We start from the raw sequence: 20,944 nt of genomic DNA, 5'->3' as shown, positions 1-20,944 counted from the left end.
TGCATGGGATCTTGCGCCGATTCGGCCTTGAATTCTAGGTATGGAAATCACCTGGATCACCAGCCCGAATCGCCCGCCCTCAACGCTTCGAGCGGACATGCTCGACCACGATCGCGAGGTTCGACTGAACGTCTTCGAGACGCTCAGTGAGCTCAGCCAGTCGCTGTTCGAGTGCGTCCAGTCTGGGCCAGAGGTCATGCCCATCGTCGGCCGGCTCGTCCGGGTGCGGCGGAGTGCGATTTTGCAGAACTGCCAACAGATGCTGTGGGTGCCAGCCCAACGTCGTCGACAGGGCTTCGAGCGTGCGGGCGCTCCGGCGACGCTCCACGGTGTGGTGCTGCAACTCGCGCACGATCGCCTGCGACACATGCGACCGCTCAGCAAGCTCGCGCTGCCGCCAGCCGAGTTCGCTGACGCGCATGTTGATCGCCTTCGCGACTGCCGCCCAGTCTTCCGACACGTATCCCTCCGCGCTCCGCCTCGGCGCTGAGATTAGCGGCTCATCGAGCTTTTATCGCGTCGCCTAGCGCATTAGCAGCGGCGCGTCGGACGAACGCGTCTTTCGAAGCGCTGAAATCAACAACATAGTCTTGAAATCATCAGATTGGTCTTTCTTATGAACTCGCAAATGACTTTCCACACCATTCAGCAGGCCGCCTGGATTCTGGGCGTTTCCCGTCCGGCGGTCAGTCGGGCGATCCGCACCGGGGAGCTCAGGGCCGTTCGCACCAGGTCCGGTCTGCGGATGTCGTCGACCGAACTCGCTCGGTTGCTCGGTGCCGCGAAGCAGGACGGAGGTGCGGCATGCACGTCGATGACCTCCGGCTGATCGGGATCGCGTGGCGGCTGGACCGCCTGCGGTGGACTTCCTCGGACGTCCTGACCGCCATCGTCACCAGTGAAGGGGTCTGCATGTGGCCATCGGCGGAGGGCGAACCTCCGTCGGCGCAGACCGATCAGCAGCTCGCCGACCGACTGTGCGGAGGATGTCCGGTCCGGGATGAGTGTCTGGAACTGGAGTTGCGCACTGCCGGGGCGGACACGGCTGGTGTCTGGGGCGGGATGACCGACGACGATCGCCGGGAGCTTCATCCGCACTGGCTTCGGCGCGGTGAACGGGTCGAGCGAGGTGCGCGATGAGTGGCCTCACTTTGACGCCAACGCAGATACTCGCTGGAGTAGGCGTGCTGGTGGTGCTGTTCTGGGTTTGGCGGGCCGGTGCTCGCCGGGCGAAGGCCGCGGCCGAGAAGACGCGAAGTGGAGCACGCCTGGTCTCCTTGGCTGGCCGCGTTCTCTTCAACGCTGGGTTGATCGTGGCTGTTCAGTGGGTCGTCATCTCGCATCCGAGCAGCACTTGGCTGCGGCTCGTGGTACTCGGACTACCCGCGCTGTTCGCATCTCATGCGCTGACTCGCGCTATGACCGTGACGACCGTCGACACCTCGAAGCGGGTTGGTCGTCGATGACGCGGGCGCAACGGCTGGCCCAGGACGCTGCCGAAGCCGCGGAGGTGCGGGCGTACGAGACCGATCCGGACGTCGTGGCGCTCCGGATAGAACGGGTACGTCGGCAGGTCGACTGGATGTGCTGGACGGGGATTGTGCTCGGGCTGGCCTTCACGATGACGAACGTTCAGACCTTCGCCTCGGCTGGGACCAGGCCGTGGTCGCTGCCGTGGCTGGCTGCGTGGGTCCTGGACCCGACGGTGTCTCTCGTACTGCTAGCGATCCTTCGCGCGGAGCAGGTGACTGCCCGGTACCAGGTTCGCACCGGTGGATGGGTTCGGCGGGCGAAGTGGTTCACGCTCGCCGCTACCTACGTCATGAACACGTGGACGTCTTATGCGAATGGAGATCCAGCGGCGATCGTCCTGCACTCGGTGCCTCCGCTGGTCGTCTTCGCCGCGGTCGAGGCGATCACTGATCTGCGCGACAAGCTGACCGATGCTGCCATCGTGGCTGCCGGTGAACGGCGAGGTGTTCAGGGCGAGTCCATGAACGCCGGGCGCCGGAAGCTGTTCGCCGACTACCTGGCCGACGCTCGGCGACGCTGGACACCCGATGTCGACGTCACGCCGGCGTGGATTCGGCAGGCGACCGGATGCTCGCGCGGGTTGTCGCCGCGGTTGGCGCGTGCGTTGCGCGCGGAGGTGGCCGATGACTAAGTCGGGCGCACTACCAGTGAAGGCAGATCCAGTCCTGGATGGCGAGCTGGTCGATGACACGTTGCCGCAACCACGTCGGCGCGCACGTCGCAACCGGCTGGCGATGTGGTGGCTGCATTCGCGGCGCGTGCCGTTGTGGCTCAAGAACAAACCGCAAGCGGTTCAGGCCGCAAAGGACGCGGTTGCCTGGCTGGTCATGTCGCCCGTGCGCTTCCTCGGGGCGGTTGTCCGAGGGGGAGTGGCTGGCGCGCGTTGGTGGCGTGGCTGGGTGACGGTGCGGGACTATAGGGCTGCGGCAGAGGAGTCCGAGAAGCTGGCCGACAAGTTCACAGAGATCCGCGGGCTCACGCTGTTCCGCTGGAAAGTCACGGGCTTGGTTCTCGCCGTCGTTGCTCTGGTGGTCGCGATGGTGGATCTCCTGTACGGAGCCGATCCACTGTGGATCGCGGGGGCTGGTGGGTCGATCGCCTTAGCGATTCTCGGTCGGCGTAAGGACGGGAGTCCGGGACGGAAACCTGCGCTCGCAGGTCCGCGCACACTGACCTGGACGATGGACCCGCAGGTGCTGGTGGACGCGTTTCGGGATGCGAAGCTCATTGGCAAGGACGAGTCGCTGAGGTTGGTCGAGCGGGCAACTCGGGTCGGTGATGGCTGGGCCGTCACGGTCGACCTGCCCGCCACCCGCAAGGCTGCGGATGTCGTGAAGAACCGGGACGCGCTCGCGTCCGCCTTGGCGGTCGATGAGGTGCAGCTCATCGTGGAACGCGTCCGAGGCAACGGCGGTCACGCTGGTCGGGTCTCGATGTGGGTTGCCGACGAAGACCCATACGCGTCGCCTCCGCTACGGACGCCACTACTCGGGGCGGCCCAGTGGGATGCGTGGCGTCCGGTTCCCTTCGGGCGAGACGCGCGGGATCGACGGATCGATCTCCCTCTGGTGTGGACGTCGTTGCTTGTGGGCGCGATTCCGCGACAGGGCAAGACATTCGCTACGAGGCTCGCCGCTTCTGGACTCATCTTGGACGCGTGGGTGCGGCTGTACGTCGCGGACTTCAAGGCGGGCAAGGACTGGGACTCGGCCGGCAAGGTCGCGCATCGGTTCATGGCGGGCGACGAATCCGAGCATGTCCTGGCCCTCATCGGCTGGCTCGCCGAGCTGGTCGCAGAGGTTCAATCGAGGTTTCGGCGGATGCGGGATCTCGATGACCTGACGTGCCCGGAGTCGAAGGTCACGCCGGAGATGTCTCGCGACAAGGCGCTGAACATGCCGATTACGGCGATCTTCATCGATGAGGTCCAAGTCCCGCTTGAGGACCGCACATCTATCGAGGTGCAGGGGAAGAGGCTGACGGCGGGCGAGTACGTCGGCGAGTTGCTGACGTGGTTGGCGAAGAAGGGGCCAGCCGCCGGGATCGTGCTTGTACTGGCGACGCAGCGGCCGGACTCGAAGACGATTCCGTCCGGCTTACGTGCGGTGCTCGGCTCGCGGTTCGCGCTCCGAGTGATGGACTGGCGCGACTCGAACATCGTGCTTGGCGAGCAGATGAACACGCGCGGGTTCGATTCGTCTCGCCTGCTGCCGTCGCACAAAGGCGTGGGCATCCTGCGTCCGGACGGTGACACCGCGGCCGGGGCCGATGTGCTCGCGATGATCGTCCGGACCTACTACATGCCGAACGAAGACTGGCGAACGATCTGCGAGCAGGGGCGGGCGCTGCGGGAAGCGGCCGGAACGTTGACGGGGCACGCGGCGGGTCAGGACGCGACGCCAGTGCTCGACCACGCTGCGGTGGTCAAGGAAATCGGTTCAGCTGGTGGCGGTGACGCGGTTGGCGAGTTGCCTGAACCGTTCGCATCGATCGTCGACTACTTCGGCGACGACCTTGGTCCGGAGGGGCGCGAGTTCGTGCCGACTGCGGAGCTCTTGGACGCGTTGAAGATCGATCGGATGACGCTCGCGCAGCAGATGAGTGAGGCGGGATGCCGGCCGACGCGGGATCGGATCACGACCGAAAGCGGCGAGACACGGCAGGTCCGCGGGTACCTAACAGCTGAAATCAAGAGTGCTATAGACGAGCTGACCAGGCGATACGGTAACGGCGGCGAGGGCGGCCGCGCATGAGTGCGAGCTCTTCGAGCGTAGAGCCAGTTAAGGTTACTCTGCCAGGGGAGATGTTCGACGTGACGCCAGCTGCGGCTCGTGTACTTCTGGCGATCTTGATCGAACTGAGCGAGGTTCAATTGCTAGACCGGACAGAGGGGGCCGAGCATGACGGCTGATTTCATCAATGATCCGTGGGCGACGCTGGACGAGATCTTGGGAGTCCAGGCTGTTGAGCCGGTCGACGACGGGATCGGCGCTGTCGCGTTCTACGGTCGATGTTCGACCGAGGACAACCAAGACCCGGAGACGTCTCTTGGCTGGCAGCTCGGTAACGCTCGAAAGTTCGTCGAGCCGATGGGCGGTCATATAGCAGCCGAGTTCTTCGACATCGGGCAGTCTCGCTCGGTGCCGTGGGAAAGGCGACGGGAGGCTTCGCGGCTACTCGCCGAGCTGAAGGAGCCGCGGCGCAGTTGGAACGCGGTTGTGGTCGGTGAGGGAACACGGTGCTGGTTCGGTAACCAGTTCTCTCTGATCGCGCCTCGATTCGCTGCCTACGGGGTCGAACTGTGGGTTCCTGAACTGGGTGGGAGGTTCGACCCGCGGAACCCTTCACACAAGATGCTCATGAGCGTGCTCGGAGGGATGAGTGAGTCGGAGCGACAGCACGTTCAGGCTCGTGTGAGGGCGGCGATGGACGCTCAGGTGCTCAACGAAGGGCGGCACCAGGGAGGGCGAGCGCCGTACGGGTACGTCGTCACCGATGCCGGCCCGCATCCGAATCCGAGGAAAGCCGCCGAAGGCTTTCGACTGCGAGTGCTGGTGCCGGACGAGTCGGCTGACGTCGTTCGGCGAATCTTCGAGGAGTACTTGAACGGCAAGGGGGATCGGGCGATCGCGAACGGGCTCAATCGCGACGGCGTGCCGTGCCCATCCGCCCGGCGGCCGGACCAGAACCGCCATCGACTCGCGGACGGCTGGCAAGGAAGCACGATCCGGTCGATCCTGGAGAACCCCCGGTACACCGGCTACGCGTTCTTCGGCCGATGGTCTCGGCAAGAGATGCTGCTGAACCCGGATGATGTCGCTGCGGGCAACGTAACCAGGTTTCGCAGGGCGGCACCGGATCGGGTTGTGCGTTCGCGTAAGCCTGCGCATCCCAAGATCGTGTCGGTCGAGGATTTCACTGAAGTCCAGTTGCTCAGGCGGTCACGGGCGGCGGGCGGCTTGGCTGCTCGCCGGAAGCTGGAGCGTGGACCGCGGGCCACGAAGTGGGTGTACGCGTTCCGCGGCCGGGTTCGGTGCGGGCACTGCCTACGCAAGATGGAAGGGACGCCCCGCCAGAGCCGGATCTACTACCGGTGCGCGGCGCGGACACTCGTACCCGGCTCGCCGGCTCTCGCGGATCACCCGAAGAACGCGTACATGCCCGAGGCTGCCGTCATCGAGCCGGTCAACGGGTACATCAGCCAGGTCTTCTCACCACAGCAACGCGAGAAGACAGTGCTCGCGATGCTCGGAGTGTCGGGTGAGGTCGCTGTGAATCCGGAGCGATCCGAGGAAGCGCGACGGCGCCTCTCGCAGGCCAAGACCCGACTCGCAAGACTTCAGGACGCGATCGAAGCGGGTGCGGATCCTGGAGCGCTGATCGAACCGTTGAACCGGGCGAAGGAGGAGCGCGACGCCGCCGAGGAGGATCTGGCACGTGCTCCGGCTGAGGAGTCGATCGGCAGAGCCGAACTCGAAGCGATGGTCGACGCGTTCGGTGAGCTGGGACGTCAGGTCGGGAACGCGAGTCCGAGGAGACTTCAGGAGCTCTACGGCGAGATCGGGCTGGAGATGGTCTATAACGCAAAAGAGCGGACGGTCGATGTGACCATCCGCCCACCCCGTAGGGTTAATGCGTGTGTCCGAGGGGGGACTTGAACCCCCACGTCCGTTAAGGACACTAGCACCTCAAGCTAGCGCGTCTGCCATTCCGCCACTCGGACTTGCTGATGAAGAGAGTATACGTCCCCTGGAAGGCCCGAATCAGGGGGGTACTTATAGTCACGAGGACTCACGTTGAGACTATGTCCGGTTACCCTCCGGCCATCCTGGAGCCGCCGACCGAGGCGCTACAGATCAAAACTTCGCAGGTCAAGGGGCGAAAAAGCATAGGGTGACCAGCGATCGCACAGAGTGGCCAAGTGGCCGTGGAGACCGGGAATCAAACCCGGCCATCGGGCGCTTACACGTGCTGTGAAGAAGATTGGTTTCCTCTCGTTCGGCCACTGGTCGGCGAGCGCGCACTCCGAGACCCGGTCGGCCGCCGACTTCCTGCATCAGTCGATCGACCTGGCTGTCGCGGCCGAGGAGCTTGGGGTCGACGGCGCGTACTTCCGCGTGCACCACTTCGCGCGGCAGGCGGGGAGTCCCTTCCCGTTGCTTGCCGCGATCGGTGCCCGGACCTCGAAGATCGAGATCGGGACCGGCGTGATCGACATGCGGTACGAGAACCCGATGTACATGGCCGAGGACGCCGGTGCCGCCGACCTCATCTCCAACGGCAGGCTTCAGCTCGGGGTCAGCCGGGGGTCTCCGGAGCAGGTGATCGACGGCTGGCGCTACTTCGGGTACGCGCCCGCGGAGGGCGAGACCGCCGCGGACATGGCCCGGCAGCGTACCGAGGTCTTTCTGAAGCTGCTCGAGGGTGAGGGCTTCGCCCAGCCGAACCCGCGGCCGATGTTCCCCAATCCGCCGGGGTTGCTGCGGCTGGAGCCGTACTCCGAGGGGCTGCGCGAGCGGATCTGGTGGGGGTCCAGTTCGAACGCGACGGCGGTTTGGGCGGCGGAGCAGGGCATGAACCTGCAGAGCTCGACGCTCAAGGACGACGAGACGGGCGAGCCGCTGCATGTCCAGCAGCGTAAGCAGATCGAGGCCTATCGCGAAGCGTGGAAGGAGGCGGGTCACGTGCGGGAGCCGCGGGTGTCGGTCAGCCGCAGTATCTTCGCGCTGACCAACGACCTCGACCGCGCTTACTTCGGCCGCGACAGGAACTCGCGTGATCAGGTCGGCATGATCGACGAGACAACCAGGGCGATCTTCGGGCGTTCCTACGCCGCCGAGCCGGACGAGCTGGTGCGCGAACTCAAGGCGGACGAGGCGATCCAGGCGGCGGACACGTTGTTGCTGACCATTCCGAACCAGCTCGGCGTCGAGTACAACGCCCACGTGCTGGAGAGCATCTTGACCCACGTGGCGCCGGAGCTCGGCTGGCGCTGAACGCGCGATTGGCGGTGCCGTGGCTGGTTAGGATCGAGGTACGTCCCCGGCTATCGGAGGGTCCCATGAGCCTGACCCGATTCCGCTGTCTGCTCGGTTTGGTCCTGGTCTTCTGCCTCGCGATGCCGCCCGTCGCGCAAGCGGACGCTCCCGCCCCGCTCGGCGGCGGGAGCGCGTTGCAGGTGGGCGCGGCGTCCCGGTGCACCGCCGGATTCGCCGCCGTCGCGGGGAACGTCGGGTACCTGATCGCGAGCGCCGCCTGCGGCAGGCCGGGTGACACCGTCAGCAGCGCGGGCCGCGTGGTCGGGGTCGTCGCGGCGGCGCAGTTCCCGCCGAGCGGCGCGATCGTCATCCGGGTGACCAACACGGCCGACTGGCGGCTGGTCGGGTCGATCCCGCCGGTGGACAGCCGCGTGACGATTACCGGGGCCACCGAGGCGGCGGTGGGCGCGTCGGTGTGCAGATACGGTTTGACCACCGGCTGGCGGTGCGGGGTGATCCTGGCGAAGAACCAGACGATCACTTTCCCGGGAGGGACCCTGACCGGGCTGACTCGCACGTCCGTCTGCGCGGAGCCCGGTGACACGGGTGGACCGTTCGTCAGCGGCACGCAGGCGCAGGGCGTCCTGGTCGGCGGCAGCGGCACCTGCGCCACCGGCGGAACCTCGTACTTCTTGCCGGTCAACCGGGTCCTGTCGGCCTACCGGCTGAGCATCCTTACCGGCGCATAATTACCTTGACGGTATCGCAGAGCGACCAATTGGGTATTGGACCGATCTTAATGGTTGATCGATAGTAGGACTATGTACACCGGCAACCCCGACGTTCCCGACGACGTGTTCGCGGACGTGCTCGGCCAGATCGACGACTTCGTGCGCGGCCGCGTGATGCCTCGCGAACGCGAGATCATGGCCACGGACGCCATCCCGGCCGATCTGCGGGCGCAGGCCGCCGAGATGGGGCTGTTCGGCTACGCGATCCCGCAGGAGTGGGGCGGTCTCGGCCTGGACCTCGTCCAGGACGTCGAGGTGGCCATGGTGCTGGGGTACACCTCCTTGGCGCTGCGGTCGATGTTCGGCACGAACAACGGCATCGCGGGGCAGGTCCTGGTCGGGTTCGGCACGGGGGAGCAGCGGGCCCGGTGGCTGCCCGGGATCGCGTCGGGCGACGTCGTGGCGTCCTTCGCGCTCACCGAGCCCGGTGCCGGATCCAATCCGGCGGGTCTGCGGACCACCGCGAAAGCGGACGGTGACGGCTGGATCATCGACGGCGGCAAGCAGTTCATCACCAACGCCACCGAGGCCGGGTTGTTCGTGGTGTTCGCCCGGACCCGGCCGGCGTCGGAGTCCGGGACGGGGATCGCGGTGTTCCTCGTGCCCGCGGACACGCCGGGGATCCAGGTCGGCCCGAAGGACGCGAAGATGGGGCAGGAGGGGTCGCGTACGGCGGATGTCACGTTCTCGCAGGTCCGCGTGGGGCCGGAGGCGCTGGTCGGCGGGGACGGCGAGGTCGGTTACAAGGCGGCGATGACGTCGCTGGCGCGCGGCCGGATCCATATGGCGGGGCTGGCCGTCGGCACCGCGCGGCGGGCGCTCGACGAGTCGGTCTCCTACGCGGCCACCGCCACCCAGGGCGGTACCCCGATCGGGGATTTCCAGCTGGTGCAGGCGATGATCGCCGATCAGCAGACCGGTGTGCTGGCCGGTCGCGCGCTCGCCCGCGAGGCCGCGCGGCTGTATGTGACCGGTGAGGATCGGCGGATCGCGCCGTCGGCGGCGAAGTTGTTCTGTACCGAGATGGCGGGCAAGGCCGCGGATCTGGCGGTGCAGGTCCACGGCGGTAGCGGCTACCTGCGTGAGGTCCCGGTCGAGCGGATCTACCGTGACGTCCGGTTGATGCGGCTTTACGAGGGCACCAGCGAGATCCAGCGCCTGATCATCGGCGGTGGACTGGTACGAGCCGAGAAGAAGAAGGCATGACCCGCCCGCTTGACGGGGTCACCGTCGTCGCCATCGAGCAGGCGGTCGCCGCGCCGCTGGCCACGCGCACTCTCGCCGATCTCGGCGCCCGGGTGATCAAGGTCGAGCGTGTCGAAGGCGGCGACTTCGCGCGCGGTTACGACCATGCCGTTCACGGCACCGGCGCGCATTTCGTCTGGCTCAACCGCGGCAAGGAGTCGATCGCCCTCGACCTCAAGACCGCCGAGGGCCGCGACGTCGTCCGGCGGCTGGTGGCGAAGGCGGACGTGTTCCTGCAGAACCTCGCGCCCGGCGCGGCGGACCGGCTCGGCTTCGGCGATCTGCGGGCCGGGCGGCCCGAGCTGGTCGTGGTGAACCTCTCCGGCTTCGGCACCGGCGGGCCGATGGAGCACCGCAAGGCCTACGACATGCTCATCCAGGCCGAAGCCGGGCTCATCGCGATCACCGGCACGCCGGAAACCCCGGTGAAGACCGGGATCCCGACCGCCGACATCGCCTCCGGGATGTACTGCTCGCAGGCCGTGCTGGCCGCGTTGCTGCGGCGCTGGCGTACCGGCGAGGGTGCGACCATCGAGGTCTCCATGCTCGAAGCCACCGTCGAGTGGATGGGGTACGCGCTCTACACCCAGATGTACGCCGGGAACCAGCCCGTGCGGATGGGCTTGAGCCACAGCTCGATCGCCCCGTACGACGCGTATCCCACCCGCGACGGCCGGCTGCTGATCGGCGTCCAGAACGACACCGGCTGGCGCACGCTCGTCACCGACGTCCTCGACGCGCCCGGACTCGCCGACGATCCGCGGTTCGTCACCAATGTCGCCAGGGTCGCGCATCGCGCCGAATGCGACGCCGCCGTCGCCGCCCGGACGGTTCGGTGGACCAACGCAGAACTCGATGCCCGGCTCGCCGACGCGGGTGTCCCCGCGGCGCAGCTGAAGGACGTCGGCCAGGTCGTCGATCACCCCCAATTACGGGCCCGTGACCGCTGGCGCAAGGTGGGCACCGAATTCGCTCAGGTCGACGCCCTGCTGCCGCCGGTGACCTTCGCCGACGTCGAGGCCCGCATGGGCGATGTTCCCGCGCTCGGACAGCACACGCACGCCTTGCTCGTCGAGTCCGGTGTGGACGCTGACGACTACCTCCGCCGCGGTATCGCGGGCTGCTGACGGCGCGGATTCCGGGCGGGCGACTGGAGGAACTCCAGGTTTACGATCGAAATCATGCGATTCGCCATCAAGACTTCGCCCCAGGACACCGTTTGGTCGGACATGCTCGCCGTCTGGCAGGCCGCCGACGAGATCGACGTTTTCGAATCCGCGTGGACCTTCGATCACTTCTATCCCATTTTCTCGGATTCGACCGGTCCTTGCCTGGAAGGGTGGGTGACCCTGACCGCCCTCGCGCAGGCCACGAAACGGCTCCGGCTGGGCACGCTGGTCAGCGGGATCCACTACCGTCACCCCGCGCTCCTCGCGAACATGGCCGCCACCCTCGACATCGTCTCCGGCGGCAGGCTGGAGATCGGGATCGGCGCGGGCTGGAACGAGGAGGAATCCGGCGCGTACGGTATGGAACTCGGCACCGTCAAGGAACGCAGCGACCGGTTCGAGGAAGCCTGCGAGGTGCTCGTCGGCCTGCTGACCCAGGAGACCACCACCTTCCAGGGCGAGCACTACCAGCTGACCGACGCCCGTTGTGAACCGAAGGGTGTGCAGAAGCCGCATCCGCCGATCTGCATCGGGGGCAGCGGCGAGAAGCGGACGCTGCGGACGACCGCGAAGTACGCGCAGCACTGGAACTTCGTGGGCGGTACGCCCGAGGAGTTCGCGCACAAGCGCGACGTGCTGCACCGCCACTGCGCCGACATCGGACGGGACCCGGGCGAGATCACGCTGTCCGCGCACGTCCGCCTCGGCGCGGACGGGGACTACGCCAAGGTCGCCGCCGACGCCGAAGCTCTCGGCGAGGTGGGTCTCGATCTGGCGATCGTCTACCTGCCGCCGCCGCACACGCCCGCGGTCCTGGAGCCGCTGGCGAAGGCGCTCGAACCGCTGCGCTGACGGCCGCGAAGACCGGCTCGGGGCGGCCTCTCCCGCGCGGAGGGGCCGCCCCGTTCGCGTCCTGGGCCCCGACACGCCATTGCGGAACCGGACGGTCTCGCTATACGGTGACAGAACTAGAACAGGTTATAGTTCTGCACGGTGGCTGACCGAGGAGCGGAAATGGCGAACAGGGCGCCGCGCGGCGACGAGGCCGATTACGTGGTCGTCGGATCGGGCAGCTCGGGTGCCGCGATCGCGGGCAGGCTGGCGGAGGCCGGTGCCAGCGTGATCGTGCTCGAAGCGGGCAAAAGCGACGAGAGGATGCTCGTCAAGAAGCCGGGTCTGGTCGGCCCGATGCACGCGGTGCCCCAGCTCAAGAAGCCCTTCGACTGGGGCTACTACTCGGTGCCGCAGAAACATGTTCTCGATCGCCGGATGCCGGTGCCACGCGGCAAGGTGGTCGGCGGCTCCAGCTCCATCAACGGCATGGTCTACGTCCGCGGCAACCGCGCCAACTTCGACTCCTGGGCCGCTGAAGGCAACAAGGGCTGGGACGCCAACAGCGTCAACGCCGCGTACAAGCGGATGGAGGACTTCGAGGACGGCGAGAACGCGTTCCGGGGCGCGGGCGGGCCGATCCGGGTCACCCGCAACAAGATCCCGCAGGAGGGCACGCTCCAGTTCGTCCAGGCGACCGCGGACGCGATCGGCTGCGACATCCTCGACGACTACAACGCCGAGTCGCAGGAGGGCGTCAGCCGGATGCAGCAGAACGCCGCCGACGGCCTGCGCTACAGCGCCTCGCGCGGCTACATCCACCATCTCGCGCCCGCCACCCTCCAGGTCCAGTCCGGGGTGCTGGCGAAGAAGGTGCTGATCGAGAACGGCCGTGCCGTCGGGGTCGAGGTCGTCGACGCCGATGGGGGCCACCGCACGCTGCGCGCGGGCAAGGAGGTCATCCTCTCGGCCGGCTTCGTCGGATCTGCGCAGCTGCTGATGCTCTCCGGCATCGGCCACGCCGAGCACCTGAAGGAGCACGGCATCGACGTACTCGCGGATCTCCCGGTCGGCGACAACCTGCACGACCACATGTTCCACGCGCTGACGTTCCACGTGTCGTCGAGCAAGAACAAGGGCACGCCGCCGTATTTCGCGCGCGGCCTCGTCAGGGAACTGATGCGGCCCGGCACGACCTTCCTGGCGAACTCGGTCTTCGAGGCGGTCGCCTTCCTCAAGACCTCCCAGGCCACCTCGGTCCCCGATCTGCAGCTGCACCTCCTGCCGTGGGCGTACGTGACGCCGAACCAGGACGCGCCGATCCGGCACGACGTCGACAAGCGGCCGGCGCTCACCGTGCTGACCACGTTGATCTACCCGAAGAGCCGCGGCACGCTGCGCCTCGCCTCGGCCGATCCCACGGCGGCGCCGCTCATCGACTTCCAGTACCTGTCCGACCCGGCCGACCTCGAAGTACTCGGCGAGGGATCGGAGATGGTCCGCGAGATCTTCGCCTCGCGGGCGTTCAACGGCTCGATCAAGGAAGAGCTCCACCCGGGCAAGGCGTTGCGGGGCCAGGAATTGCGTGACGCGATCCTGAACCGCGCGACCTCGGTCTACCACGGCGTCGGCACCTGCCGGATGGGTGTCGACGAACTCGCGGTCGTCGGCCCCGACCTCAAGGTCCGCGGGGTCGAAGGCCTGCGGGTCTGCGACGCCTCGATCATGCCGTCGATCACCGGCGGCAACACCAACGCGCCCGCCATCATGATCGGCGAGATGGGCGCGCAGCTCGTCCTCTCGGACAACTGACGGAAAGAGGGCCATGACCGTCACTCCGCTCGCGCTCACCCGTCCGGCGTCGGTGACCGACGCGTTCCTGCGGCGCCTCGTCGCCAGAGTGCCGGGCTCGTCCGGCGCCACCTGGAAGCTCACCGAGGTCTACACCGGCGACGTGCTCGTCGAGCTGCCCCAGTCGACACCCGCCGACATCGAGCAGGCCTTCACCGTCGCGCGCGCCGCGCAGGAGCGGTGGGCCGCCACCCCGCTGAAGCGGCGGCTGGAGGTTTTCAAACGGGCGCACGCGCTCTTCGTCGACCGCGCGCGGATCGTCACCGACCTCATCCAGGTCGAGAGCGGCAAGAACCGCCGGATGGCGATCGAGGAGACCTGCGACCCGGCGATGGTGATGAGCCATTACCTCACGCGGGCGGCCAAGCTGCTGGCCCCGGTCAAACGCGGCGGGCCGGTCCCGTTCCTGACGACCTCGACCGAGGTCCGGCAGCCCAAGGGCGTCGTCGGCATCATCGCGCCGTGGAACTTCCCGTTCGCCACCGGCATTTCCGACGCCGTGCCGGCGTTGATGGCCGGGAACGCGGTCGTCCTGAAGCCGGACAACAAGACGGCGCTCTCGCCCCTCTACGGAGTCGAGATGCTGGAGGAGGCCGGGCTGCCCAAGGGCCTGTTCCAGGTCGTATGCGGCGAAGGCCCGGACGTCGGGCCCACGCTGATCGACCAGGCGAACTACGTTATGTTCACCGGATCCACCGCCACCGGCCGGGTGATCGGCGAGCGGGCAGGCCGGAACCTCATCGGCTGCTGCCTCGAACTCGGCGGCAAGAACCCGATGATCGTCCTCGACGACGCCGATCTGGACGAAACCGTGCAGGGCGCGATCTTCGGTGCTTTCGGCAACACCGGGCAGATCTGCATGCACATCGAACGGATCTATCTGCCGGAATCCCGCTACGACGAGTTCAAGAACGCGTATGTGGCCAAGACCAAGGCGCTCGACGTCCGCGCCGCCTACGACTTCGGGCCCGACATGGGCTCTCTCGTGTCCACCGACCACATGGGCCGCGTCAAGGCGCACGTCGACGACGCCGTCGCGAAGGGGGCCACCGTCCTCTGTGGAGGGAAGCCCCGGCCCGACCTCGGCCCGGCGTTCTTCGAACCGACGATCCTCGAAGGCGTCACGAAGGACATGCTCTGCGGTGTCACCGAAACCTTCGGACCCGTTGTCGCACTGCACAAGTACCGTACGGTCGACGAGGCCGTCGCGTTCGCCAACGACACCGAGTACGGCCTCAACGCCTCGGTCTGGGGTGGCGACGTCACCGCCGCGCGTGCCGTGGCCTCGCGGATCGAATCCGGCAACGTCAACATCAACGACATCCTGGCGACCGCCTACGCCGCCAAAGGCACACCGTCCGGCGGCGTCAAGAACTCGGGCGTCGGCGCCCGCCACGGGGACCAGGGCCTGCTCAAGTACACCGACGTCAAGAACGTGGCGGTGCTCAAGAAACAGGTCATGGGTCCCCGTGGCGGGCAGACCTACGAGAAGTACGTCGAAGGGATGCTGTCCGGGCTCAAGCTCATGCGGCGCCTCCGTATCCGCTAGGTCTCGAGTTTGAGCGTGAAGGTGAAGTCGTCGGAGAGCTTGCCGCTCAGCCGGACCGCCGCCACCACCTTTCCGTCCGTGATCAGTCTTTCGACCTCGGCCCGCGAAAGACCGCAGCCTTCGGCGATCAGCCGCACCGGCCGCACGGGGATCCGGGCCGCGAAACGGACCGAAACGTCGAGCACCCCGCGGCCGGGGTGATCCGATCCGCCGGTGTCGAGGCGCCAGGCACCGTCCCAGTCGAGAGCGATGTGATTCCGGTGCCGCACGACCGGATCCTCGAGCAGCTCGGCCGCCAGGCCGGGATCGTTGTCCTGCAACCGGTCCAGCAACTCAGGCGGGATGGAGCGCACGTTCACCCGCTCCAGGATCGTGAGTTTCGCGGTTTCCCCGCACCCGGTGCAGAGCACGAGGAGCCAGGCGTCGAGGAGCTTGTGATTCGCGTTGACCCGGAATCTGCCGTTCGGCCGGAAGCGCTCGCACGCGCAGGTGTGGCACCGGCGGACGACGAGCGGGAGGCGGGTGGGCATGACCACCCAGTTTTCGAGCATGGAAGTACACCCGTTCCAGTGAGAAGTCCACAGCAAAAGGAAGCGCGACGCGAAAGCGCGGCGCGCGACGATTCAGTGCTCAGGAGGTCTCACAGGGTGTACAACGGCACGTCCTTGCCTGGACGACTCGGTCGGGCAGCAGGGTAACGGCGCGCGGCGGCGCCGTTCCACCGGTTTTCGGACGGCCCTAGCCGCCGTCGGTGTGCTGGGGAGCGGGCAGCAAGGCCTTCCGGATCTCGGTCTTGAGCACCTTGCCGATCTTGGACCGGGGCAGGTCGGGCCAGATCAGGATCTCCTTGGGGGTCTTGACGCCGCCCAGCCGTTCCTTGACCGCCGCGCGGAGTTCGTCGTCGGTCGCCGTCTTCCCGGCGTGGAGCTGGACGACGGCGGTGATCTGCTCGCCCCATTTCTCGTGCGGCAGGCCGATCACGGCGCAGTCCCGCACCGCGGCATGGGCCAGGAGGGCCTGCTCGACTTCGGCCGAGTAGACGTTGAAACCGCCGGTGATGATCATGTCCTTGGCGCGGTCGACGATGTAGAGGTAGTGATCCTCGTCGAGATAGCCGATGTCGCCGGTGTGATGCCAGCCGTGCGCGCCGGCCGCCGCCGTCTCGTCCGGGTTCTTGTAGTAGCCGAGCATCACCAGCGAACCGCGGACGACGATCTCACCGCGTTCGCCGGGCGGGAGCAGTTCGCCCGTACCGGACATGATCGCGACCTGGGTGAGCGGTGTCGGCCTGCCCGCCGAGGTGAACCGTTCGCGGGCGAGGGAACCGTCGGGGTGGACGTGGTCGGCGGGAGCGAGCGTGGAGATCATCATGGGGGCTTCGCTCTGCCCGAACAACTGCCCGAAGACCGGGCCGATCCGGGTGATCGCCTCGGCGAGTTTGGCGGCGGACATCGGCGCGGCGCCGTACCAAAGGCATTGCAGGGACGACAGATCGCTGCCCGCCAGCGCGGGATCGTCGAGCAGGAGGTAGATCAGCGTCGGCGGCAGGAAGGTGTGCGTGATCCGACGGTTCTCCACCTCGGCGAGGAAGGCGCCGAGGTCTGGCGAGGGCATGACCACGATCTCGCCGCCGAGCGACAGGACCGGGAAGCAGAGCACCCCCGCCGCGTGGGTCAGCGGCGCGAGCGCCAGGTAGCGCGGCCGCCCGGTGAACGGGTAGCTCATCAGGGTGAGCGCGGTCATCGTCTCGATGTTGGTCCCGCTGAGCATCACTGCCTTGGGGCGGCCGGTGGTGCCGCCGGTGCCGACGAGCATGACCAGGTCGTCCGGCGGGGCTGCCTCCCACGGCCCGGTGCCGTCACCGTCGAGCCAGTCGGGGAACGGGACGGCGCCGGGCATCGAGCCGTCGAGGCAGACGACGGTGGTCAGTTCCGGCAGTCCGGGAAGGATCCGGGAGACGAGCGGTGCGAAGGATTCCTGCACCAGAAGGCAGGTGCAGTCGAACAGGCCGAGCAGTTCCCTGTTCTCGGCCGCCTCGTTGCGCGGGTTGACCGGGCACCACACGGCACCGGCCCGGCCGATACCGAACACACAGCCGAACGACAGCGGATCGTTCCCGGACAGGATCGCCACCTTGTCGCCCGGCCGGACGCCGGACCTGGCCAGCGCCCGCCCCACCCGCCACGACAGTTCCCGCACATCGCCGTAGCTGAGGGACTCGCCGCCCATGGTGAGGCAGGGCGCCGCCGGATCGAGTGAAGCGCCTTTGTCGAGATAGTCGGTCAGTCGCACGCGCTCGTCCTTCCGGTCAGCTGTGGACGGTCATGACCGGATTCGAAACCAGTCCGAAGGCACGCAGGACGCCGAGCAGGTCCCGGTGCCCGAACGCCTGGCAGCCGGAGGCGAAGCCGACCCGCTTCGGTGGCTGCCGCAGCAGCGAGTAGGCGCCGTAAGCCTGCATGAGCCCGGTCTGCTTGTAGTTGCAGGTGCCGTGGATGACGCATTGCGCGCGGCCCAATGGACCCGAGGCGTGCACCGAATCCAGCGAGGTGTTGAGCCGCTGGTTCTCCCGTGGAGGCATCTCGTCGCGCACCGCGGCCGCCTGTTCCGCCAGTACGCGGAGTTTTTCCTCCAGTGGCAGGTCTTTCACCTGTTCCAGCACGGCCGCGACGATCTGCGGCACGCCCTGCATGAGCGCGCGGTCGAAGACGCCGCCGACGGCCTTGACGTTGGCCACCCTGGCGTCGTTCTTGAACCAGACCGGATGCGACGTCCCGCCCCAGGGCAGGGCCAGACCGGTTTCGTGATGACCGGGCACGGTGACGTCCTGCAGTCCGCCGTCGGCGGGCCAGGGCCGGTACTCGTTCTGTTCGAGGTAGTACGCGGCGGACAGCGCGGCGTTGACCAGGATGGTCTTCGTGGAAGCGACCGTGGGATAACCCTTCCAGAACACCAGAATGTCCAAAGTGTCCAGTCCGGGGGTCTCCAGGCACAGATTCGCCGCGATCTCGCCGGTGGTGTACATCTGCGCGATACCGGGGGAGAGCAGAAGGCCCTTCTCCGCCATCTGCGCGCCGTAACGTTCCTCGGCGGCGATGAGCCAGTCCTGTTCGCCGGTGGTGTCGAGGTAATGCGTTCCGGTGCGCAGGCAGGCTTCGACGACTTCGTGGCCGTATTCGCTGAACGGGCCGACGGTGTTGCACACGACCTTGGCGTCGCGGAAGAGTTCGGTGAGCGCTTCGACGTCGTGCGAGACCTCGACGACCTCGTGCTCGACGGTGTCGAGACCGGGAACGTGCTCGATGGCCTCCTGCAGACGTGCCTTGTCGCGGCCGGCGGCGACGAACGGGACGTTGTACTCGCGCAGGTATTCGCAGATCAGCCGTCCGGTGTAGCCGGAGGCGCCGTAGACCACGACAGGTTTGGGGCTGCTCATGGGGATTCCTTTCGTATCGGACGAGGTCACATGCCCATGCCGCCGTCGACCGGGAGCCCGGCCCCGGTGATGAAACGCGCCGCGTCGGACGCGAGGAACACGACGGCGTCGGCCATGTCCGAGACCTCGCCGAGCCTCCCGGCCGGGGTCTGCCCGATGACGGCGCCGATGGCCTCCTCGACGCTGGGGAACAACCCGACCTCGACGACGTCCTGTGCGAGCTGGTTGCCCATCCGGGTGGGTACTAGGCCGGGATAGACGCAGTTGACGCGGACGCCGTAGCCGAGTTTCCCGGCCTCCATCGCGGCCACTCTGGTGAGCCGGTCGACAGCCGACTTCGTCGCCGAATAACCCGCGATACCGGGGAAGGCGATGGTCGCGGCGACCGAGGCGATGTTCACGACCGCGCCACCGGCACCCGCGGGGCCGCCGGGCCGCATCGCGCGGAAGGCGTGCTTCAGGCCGAGCGCGGTACCCAGGACGTTGACGTCGAGCATCTTGCGGACGTCGGCGGGGTCCAGATCGGCGACGAGCCCGGTGATCTCGACACCGGCGTTGTTCACCACGATGTCGAGCCCGCCGAGTTCGCCGATGACCGCGGTGACCGCCTGTTCCCAGCTCCGCTCGTCGGTGACGTCCAGCCGGACGAAGCCCGCGGTGGCGCCGTTCTGCTCGATCTGGTCGGCCGTGGCACGCCCGAGATCCTCTTGGACGTCGCCGATGATCACCGAGGCGCCTGCCAGGGCGAGCGCTTCGGCCATACCGGCTCCCAGACCTTGTGCTCCACCCGTGACCAGGGCTTTTCGGCCCGAAAGGTCGTACGAACCCATGGACTTCTCCTCCTTGAGACGGTCCGCGGTTGCGGTGTGGGTCACATCTTGAGCCACCCTTGGACAGTCGTCAAGATTTTCTTGGACAGTCGTCAAGATTTAGGCGACGCTAGACTGTGGGACCCGCGGCTGGCGCGGACTCCCGGACCGGACAGGAACTCGTGGTGACCGAGACGAGCGAGCGGATCGCACGCCGGAGCGTGGACAAGTTCGCCCAGCGCCGGGCGGAACTGGCGGAGTCGGCGCTGCAGGCGCTGTCCGAGCTGGGGTACGCCAGGACGAGCCTGCGGGAGATCGCCCAGAAGTCGAATTTCTCCCATGGGGTGCTGCACTATTACTTCACCGACAAGGTGGAGCTGCTGACCTACGCCGTCCGCAAATTCGAAGAAGTCTGTGTGACCCGCTACGACGACGCCGTGGCGGCCGCGCGGTCGGCCGAGGAGCTGAAGCAGGGTTTCGGTGCCGCGATGGCGGGCACCTTGCGGGCCGACGCGGTGATGCACCGGCTGTGGTACGACCTGCGGAACCAGAGCCTTTTCGAGGCGGCGTTCCGCGCCGACGTGCTCGAAATCGACACGCAGCGGGAAGCGATGATCTGGCGTGTCGTCGAGCGTTATGCGGAATTCGTGGGTGAGCCGCCGTTGGTGTCGCGTCAGCTTGCTTATGCGGCTTTCGATGGGTTGTTTCAGCAGGCGTTGCTTCGGCATCTTGCGGGGGAGGAAAGTGCGGGGGAGGCGCTGATGGGGAATGCCGGGGCGTTGTTGGAGCGGTTGGCGGGTGGGGGCTGAGGTCCCTTTGTGTTGGGCTGGGCGGCCCTTTGCTAGCGGATGTGGGGTGAAGGCGTCCTTCGCGGGTTCTTTAGTCTGGACGCCTTGGGATTTCTTGTGGTTAGCGTCACCCTTTTGGGGCATTTCCCTGATTTCATTAAAGATGCGAACACGTGTTCGAGTTGGTTTGGTATTCTTGGGGTGTGTCCGAGACGATCCTTCCCGAGTTGCCGCAGGAGCTGTGGCGCGCCGGCAAGCTGGAGCTTGCTCATGGTGTGCAGCAGTTCCTGCAGGTGATCCGGGTCGCTACCGCCGGACTGGGGCGGTATCTGGCGGAGATCGAGTCTCGCGGGGCGAAAGACTTGTACGGGTACGGGTCGACGATCAAATGGTTCGCTGACGTGGCCGGACTGTCGTTTGGTGAGGCGCGTCCGGTGGTGAATCGTGCGATCGCGCTGAATCCGACCCGGGCTTTGGATGGGACGGAGCTTCCGGCGTTGGCGCCCGCGACGGCGGCTGCGGCCGCGGAGGGGGCGGTCGGGGACGAACGGATCCAGCAGATCCTGAACTTCCTGGCGAGCCTGCCGCTCGATACGTCGGCAGAGGACCGGGAGAGCGCGGAGAAGATCCTGGCCGAGCTGGCCCGGCACGCCGGTCCCCAGCAACTGGCCAGAGCCGAACAGAACCTACTCGGCTGGCTCGACCCCGACGGCGCCGAGCCGAAAGAACCCGAACCCAAACAGCCCCGCCGGGAACTCACTCTGGAACGCCGCAAAGACGGCTTCTGGAAACTCAACGGCCTCCTCGACGACGAAGCCGGTGCCCGCACCGCCGCCGCCCTGGAGGCGTACGCGTCACCCCGCCCGGTCGACGAATTCGGCCAAGCCGACCTGCGCACCAAACCCGAACGCCTCGGCGACGCCTGGGTCGACCTGCTCGACCTCGCGATCGCCTGCCCCGACCA

Annotated in this window: 20 protein-coding genes and 1 tRNA gene; 15 read left to right on the top strand and 6 right to left on the bottom strand. The window is 67.1% G+C overall.

All coding sequences use genetic code 11. The features are described 5' to 3' along the window. Window positions 1–79: 79 nt before the first annotated feature. On the bottom strand, window positions 80–460 hold the full coding sequence (locus tag L324_RS08655) for a helix-turn-helix domain-containing protein (RefSeq protein ID WP_037305554.1): 381 nt from the start codon (window positions 458–460) through the stop codon (window positions 80–82). Window positions 461–616: 156 nt separating this feature from the next. On the opposite strand from L324_RS08655, the gene L324_RS08650 reads away from it, so the two are divergent. From L324_RS08650 to L324_RS41430, 6 genes are all read left to right on the top strand, one after another. After that, on the top strand, window positions 617–829 hold the full coding sequence (locus tag L324_RS08650; protein WP_037305661.1) for a helix-turn-helix domain-containing protein: 213 nt from the start codon (window positions 617–619) through the stop codon (window positions 827–829). Continuing rightward, window positions 805–1,140 (top strand): WhiB family transcriptional regulator, encoded by a 336-nt coding sequence (locus L324_RS08645; RefSeq protein WP_037305552.1) that lies wholly within the window; start codon window positions 805–807, stop codon window positions 1,138–1,140. The genes L324_RS08650 and L324_RS08645 overlap by 25 nt, the downstream gene beginning before the upstream one ends. Beyond that, the gene (locus L324_RS41435; RefSeq protein ID WP_081736241.1) at window positions 1,137–1,466 is read left to right on the top strand and encodes a hypothetical protein; all 330 of its coding nucleotides are present in this window, start codon (window positions 1,137–1,139) and stop codon (window positions 1,464–1,466) included. The genes L324_RS08645 and L324_RS41435 overlap by 4 nt, the downstream gene beginning before the upstream one ends. Next, the gene (locus tag L324_RS08640) at window positions 1,463–2,164 is read left to right on the top strand and encodes a hypothetical protein (protein ID WP_051173767.1); all 702 of its coding nucleotides are present in this window, start codon (window positions 1,463–1,465) and stop codon (window positions 2,162–2,164) included. The genes L324_RS41435 and L324_RS08640 overlap by 4 nt, the downstream gene beginning before the upstream one ends. Further along, window positions 2,157–4,286, top strand: coding sequence for a P-loop NTPase family protein (locus L324_RS08635; RefSeq protein WP_051173766.1), 2,130 nt, complete (start codon window positions 2,157–2,159; stop codon window positions 4,284–4,286). The genes L324_RS08640 and L324_RS08635 overlap by 8 nt, the downstream gene beginning before the upstream one ends. A gap of 147 nt (window positions 4,287–4,433) precedes the next feature. After that, window positions 4,434–6,191 carry a recombinase family protein gene (locus L324_RS41430; protein ID WP_081736240.1) on the top strand — a complete coding sequence of 586 codons (1,758 nt, stop codon included), beginning with the start codon at window positions 4,434–4,436 and terminating at the stop codon, window positions 6,189–6,191. Here L324_RS41430 and L324_RS08625 read toward each other — a convergent pair. After that, window positions 6,173–6,256: transfer RNA gene (locus tag L324_RS08625), tRNA-Leu, on the bottom strand. The genes L324_RS41430 and L324_RS08625 overlap by 19 nt on opposite strands. A gap of 250 nt (window positions 6,257–6,506) precedes the next feature. On the opposite strand from L324_RS08625, the gene L324_RS08620 reads away from it, so the two are divergent. From L324_RS08620 to L324_RS08590, 7 genes are all read left to right on the top strand, one after another. Next, window positions 6,507–7,529, top strand: coding sequence for an LLM class flavin-dependent oxidoreductase (locus tag L324_RS08620; RefSeq protein ID WP_037305550.1), 1,023 nt, complete (start codon window positions 6,507–6,509; stop codon window positions 7,527–7,529). Window positions 7,530–7,594: 65 nt separating this feature from the next. Then, window positions 7,595–8,260 (top strand): S1 family peptidase, encoded by a 666-nt coding sequence (locus L324_RS08615; RefSeq protein WP_037305549.1) that lies wholly within the window; start codon window positions 7,595–7,597, stop codon window positions 8,258–8,260. A 72-nt stretch (window positions 8,261–8,332) separates the two neighbouring features. After that, the gene (locus L324_RS08610) at window positions 8,333–9,508 is read left to right on the top strand and encodes an acyl-CoA dehydrogenase family protein (RefSeq protein WP_037305548.1); all 1,176 of its coding nucleotides are present in this window, start codon (window positions 8,333–8,335) and stop codon (window positions 9,506–9,508) included. Then, window positions 9,505–10,674, top strand: a complete 1,170-nt coding sequence (locus L324_RS08605) for a CaiB/BaiF CoA transferase family protein (protein ID WP_037305547.1) — start codon at window positions 9,505–9,507, stop codon at window positions 10,672–10,674. The genes L324_RS08610 and L324_RS08605 overlap by 4 nt, the downstream gene beginning before the upstream one ends. A 54-nt stretch (window positions 10,675–10,728) precedes the next feature. Beyond that, window positions 10,729–11,568 (top strand): LLM class F420-dependent oxidoreductase, encoded by an 840-nt coding sequence (locus L324_RS08600; protein ID WP_037305546.1) that lies wholly within the window; start codon window positions 10,729–10,731, stop codon window positions 11,566–11,568. A 162-nt stretch (window positions 11,569–11,730) separates the two neighbouring features. Further along, on the top strand, window positions 11,731–13,359 hold the full coding sequence (locus L324_RS08595) for a GMC family oxidoreductase (RefSeq protein ID WP_037305545.1): 1,629 nt from the start codon (window positions 11,731–11,733) through the stop codon (window positions 13,357–13,359). A gap of 13 nt (window positions 13,360–13,372) precedes the next feature. Continuing rightward, the gene (locus L324_RS08590; protein WP_037305544.1) at window positions 13,373–14,947 is read left to right on the top strand and encodes a succinic semialdehyde dehydrogenase; all 1,575 of its coding nucleotides are present in this window, start codon (window positions 13,373–13,375) and stop codon (window positions 14,945–14,947) included. Here the strand turns inward: L324_RS08590 and L324_RS08585 are convergent. From L324_RS08585 to L324_RS08570, 4 genes are all read right to left on the bottom strand, one after another. Beyond that, window positions 14,944–15,498 carry a DUF1062 domain-containing protein gene (locus L324_RS08585; RefSeq protein ID WP_037305543.1) on the bottom strand — a complete coding sequence of 185 codons (555 nt, stop codon included), beginning with the start codon at window positions 15,496–15,498 and terminating at the stop codon, window positions 14,944–14,946. The genes L324_RS08590 and L324_RS08585 overlap by 4 nt on opposite strands. A gap of 187 nt (window positions 15,499–15,685) precedes the next feature. Beyond that, the gene (locus L324_RS08580; protein ID WP_037305542.1) at window positions 15,686–17,239 is read right to left on the bottom strand and encodes an AMP-binding protein; all 1,554 of its coding nucleotides are present in this window, start codon (window positions 17,237–17,239) and stop codon (window positions 15,686–15,688) included. 16 nt (window positions 17,240–17,255) lie between these two features. Beyond that, window positions 17,256–18,383: a DUF5938 domain-containing protein gene (locus tag L324_RS08575; protein WP_037305540.1), complete on the bottom strand. Its 1,128-nt coding sequence runs from the start codon at window positions 18,381–18,383 to the stop codon at window positions 17,256–17,258. 26 nt (window positions 18,384–18,409) lie between these two features. Beyond that, the gene (locus tag L324_RS08570) at window positions 18,410–19,213 is read right to left on the bottom strand and encodes an SDR family NAD(P)-dependent oxidoreductase (RefSeq protein ID WP_037305658.1); all 804 of its coding nucleotides are present in this window, start codon (window positions 19,211–19,213) and stop codon (window positions 18,410–18,412) included. A gap of 164 nt (window positions 19,214–19,377) precedes the next feature. Between L324_RS08570 and L324_RS08565 the strand changes: the two genes are divergently transcribed. Both L324_RS08565 and L324_RS08560 read left to right on the top strand, forming a co-directional pair. After that, window positions 19,378–20,001, top strand: coding sequence for a TetR/AcrR family transcriptional regulator (locus L324_RS08565; protein ID WP_037305539.1), 624 nt, complete (start codon window positions 19,378–19,380; stop codon window positions 19,999–20,001). Window positions 20,002–20,183: 182 nt separating this feature from the next. Continuing rightward, on the top strand, window positions 20,184–20,944 hold a 761-nt coding region (locus L324_RS08560), incomplete at its 3' end, for a DUF222 domain-containing protein (protein ID WP_037305538.1).

This window comes from Amycolatopsis orientalis DSM 40040 = KCTC 9412 (genome assembly GCF_000478275.1).
GTDB lineage: Bacteria > Actinomycetota > Actinomycetes > Mycobacteriales > Pseudonocardiaceae > Amycolatopsis > Amycolatopsis orientalis.
This window is presented reverse-complemented; position numbering and strand designations above follow the sequence as displayed.

Coding starts and splice junctions, on each gene's coding strand:
- L324_RS08650 (WP_037305661.1), top strand. CDS start 617: ATGAACTCGCAAATGACTTTCCACACCATTCAGCAGGCCGCCTGGATT.
- L324_RS08645 (WP_037305552.1), top strand. CDS start 805: ATGCACGTCGATGACCTCCGGCTGATCGGGATCGCGTGGCGGCTGGAC.
- L324_RS41435 (WP_081736241.1), top strand. CDS start 1,137: ATGAGTGGCCTCACTTTGACGCCAACGCAGATACTCGCTGGAGTAGGC.
- L324_RS08640 (WP_051173767.1), top strand. CDS start 1,463: ATGACGCGGGCGCAACGGCTGGCCCAGGACGCTGCCGAAGCCGCGGAG.
- L324_RS08635 (WP_051173766.1), top strand. CDS start 2,157: ATGACTAAGTCGGGCGCACTACCAGTGAAGGCAGATCCAGTCCTGGAT.
- L324_RS41430 (WP_081736240.1), top strand. CDS start 4,434: ATGACGGCTGATTTCATCAATGATCCGTGGGCGACGCTGGACGAGATC.
- L324_RS08615 (WP_037305549.1), top strand. CDS start 7,595: ATGAGCCTGACCCGATTCCGCTGTCTGCTCGGTTTGGTCCTGGTCTTC.
- L324_RS08610 (WP_037305548.1), top strand. CDS start 8,333: ATGTACACCGGCAACCCCGACGTTCCCGACGACGTGTTCGCGGACGTG.
- L324_RS08605 (WP_037305547.1), top strand. CDS start 9,505: ATGACCCGCCCGCTTGACGGGGTCACCGTCGTCGCCATCGAGCAGGCG.
- L324_RS08600 (WP_037305546.1), top strand. CDS start 10,729: ATGCGATTCGCCATCAAGACTTCGCCCCAGGACACCGTTTGGTCGGAC.
- L324_RS08595 (WP_037305545.1), top strand. CDS start 11,731: ATGGCGAACAGGGCGCCGCGCGGCGACGAGGCCGATTACGTGGTCGTC.
- L324_RS08590 (WP_037305544.1), top strand. CDS start 13,373: ATGACCGTCACTCCGCTCGCGCTCACCCGTCCGGCGTCGGTGACCGAC.
- L324_RS08585 (WP_037305543.1), bottom strand. CDS start 15,498: ATGCTCGAAAACTGGGTGGTCATGCCCACCCGCCTCCCGCTCGTCGTC.
- L324_RS08575 (WP_037305540.1), bottom strand. CDS start 18,383: ATGAGCAGCCCCAAACCTGTCGTGGTCTACGGCGCCTCCGGCTACACC.
- L324_RS08570 (WP_037305658.1), bottom strand. CDS start 19,213: ATGGGTTCGTACGACCTTTCGGGCCGAAAAGCCCTGGTCACGGGTGGA.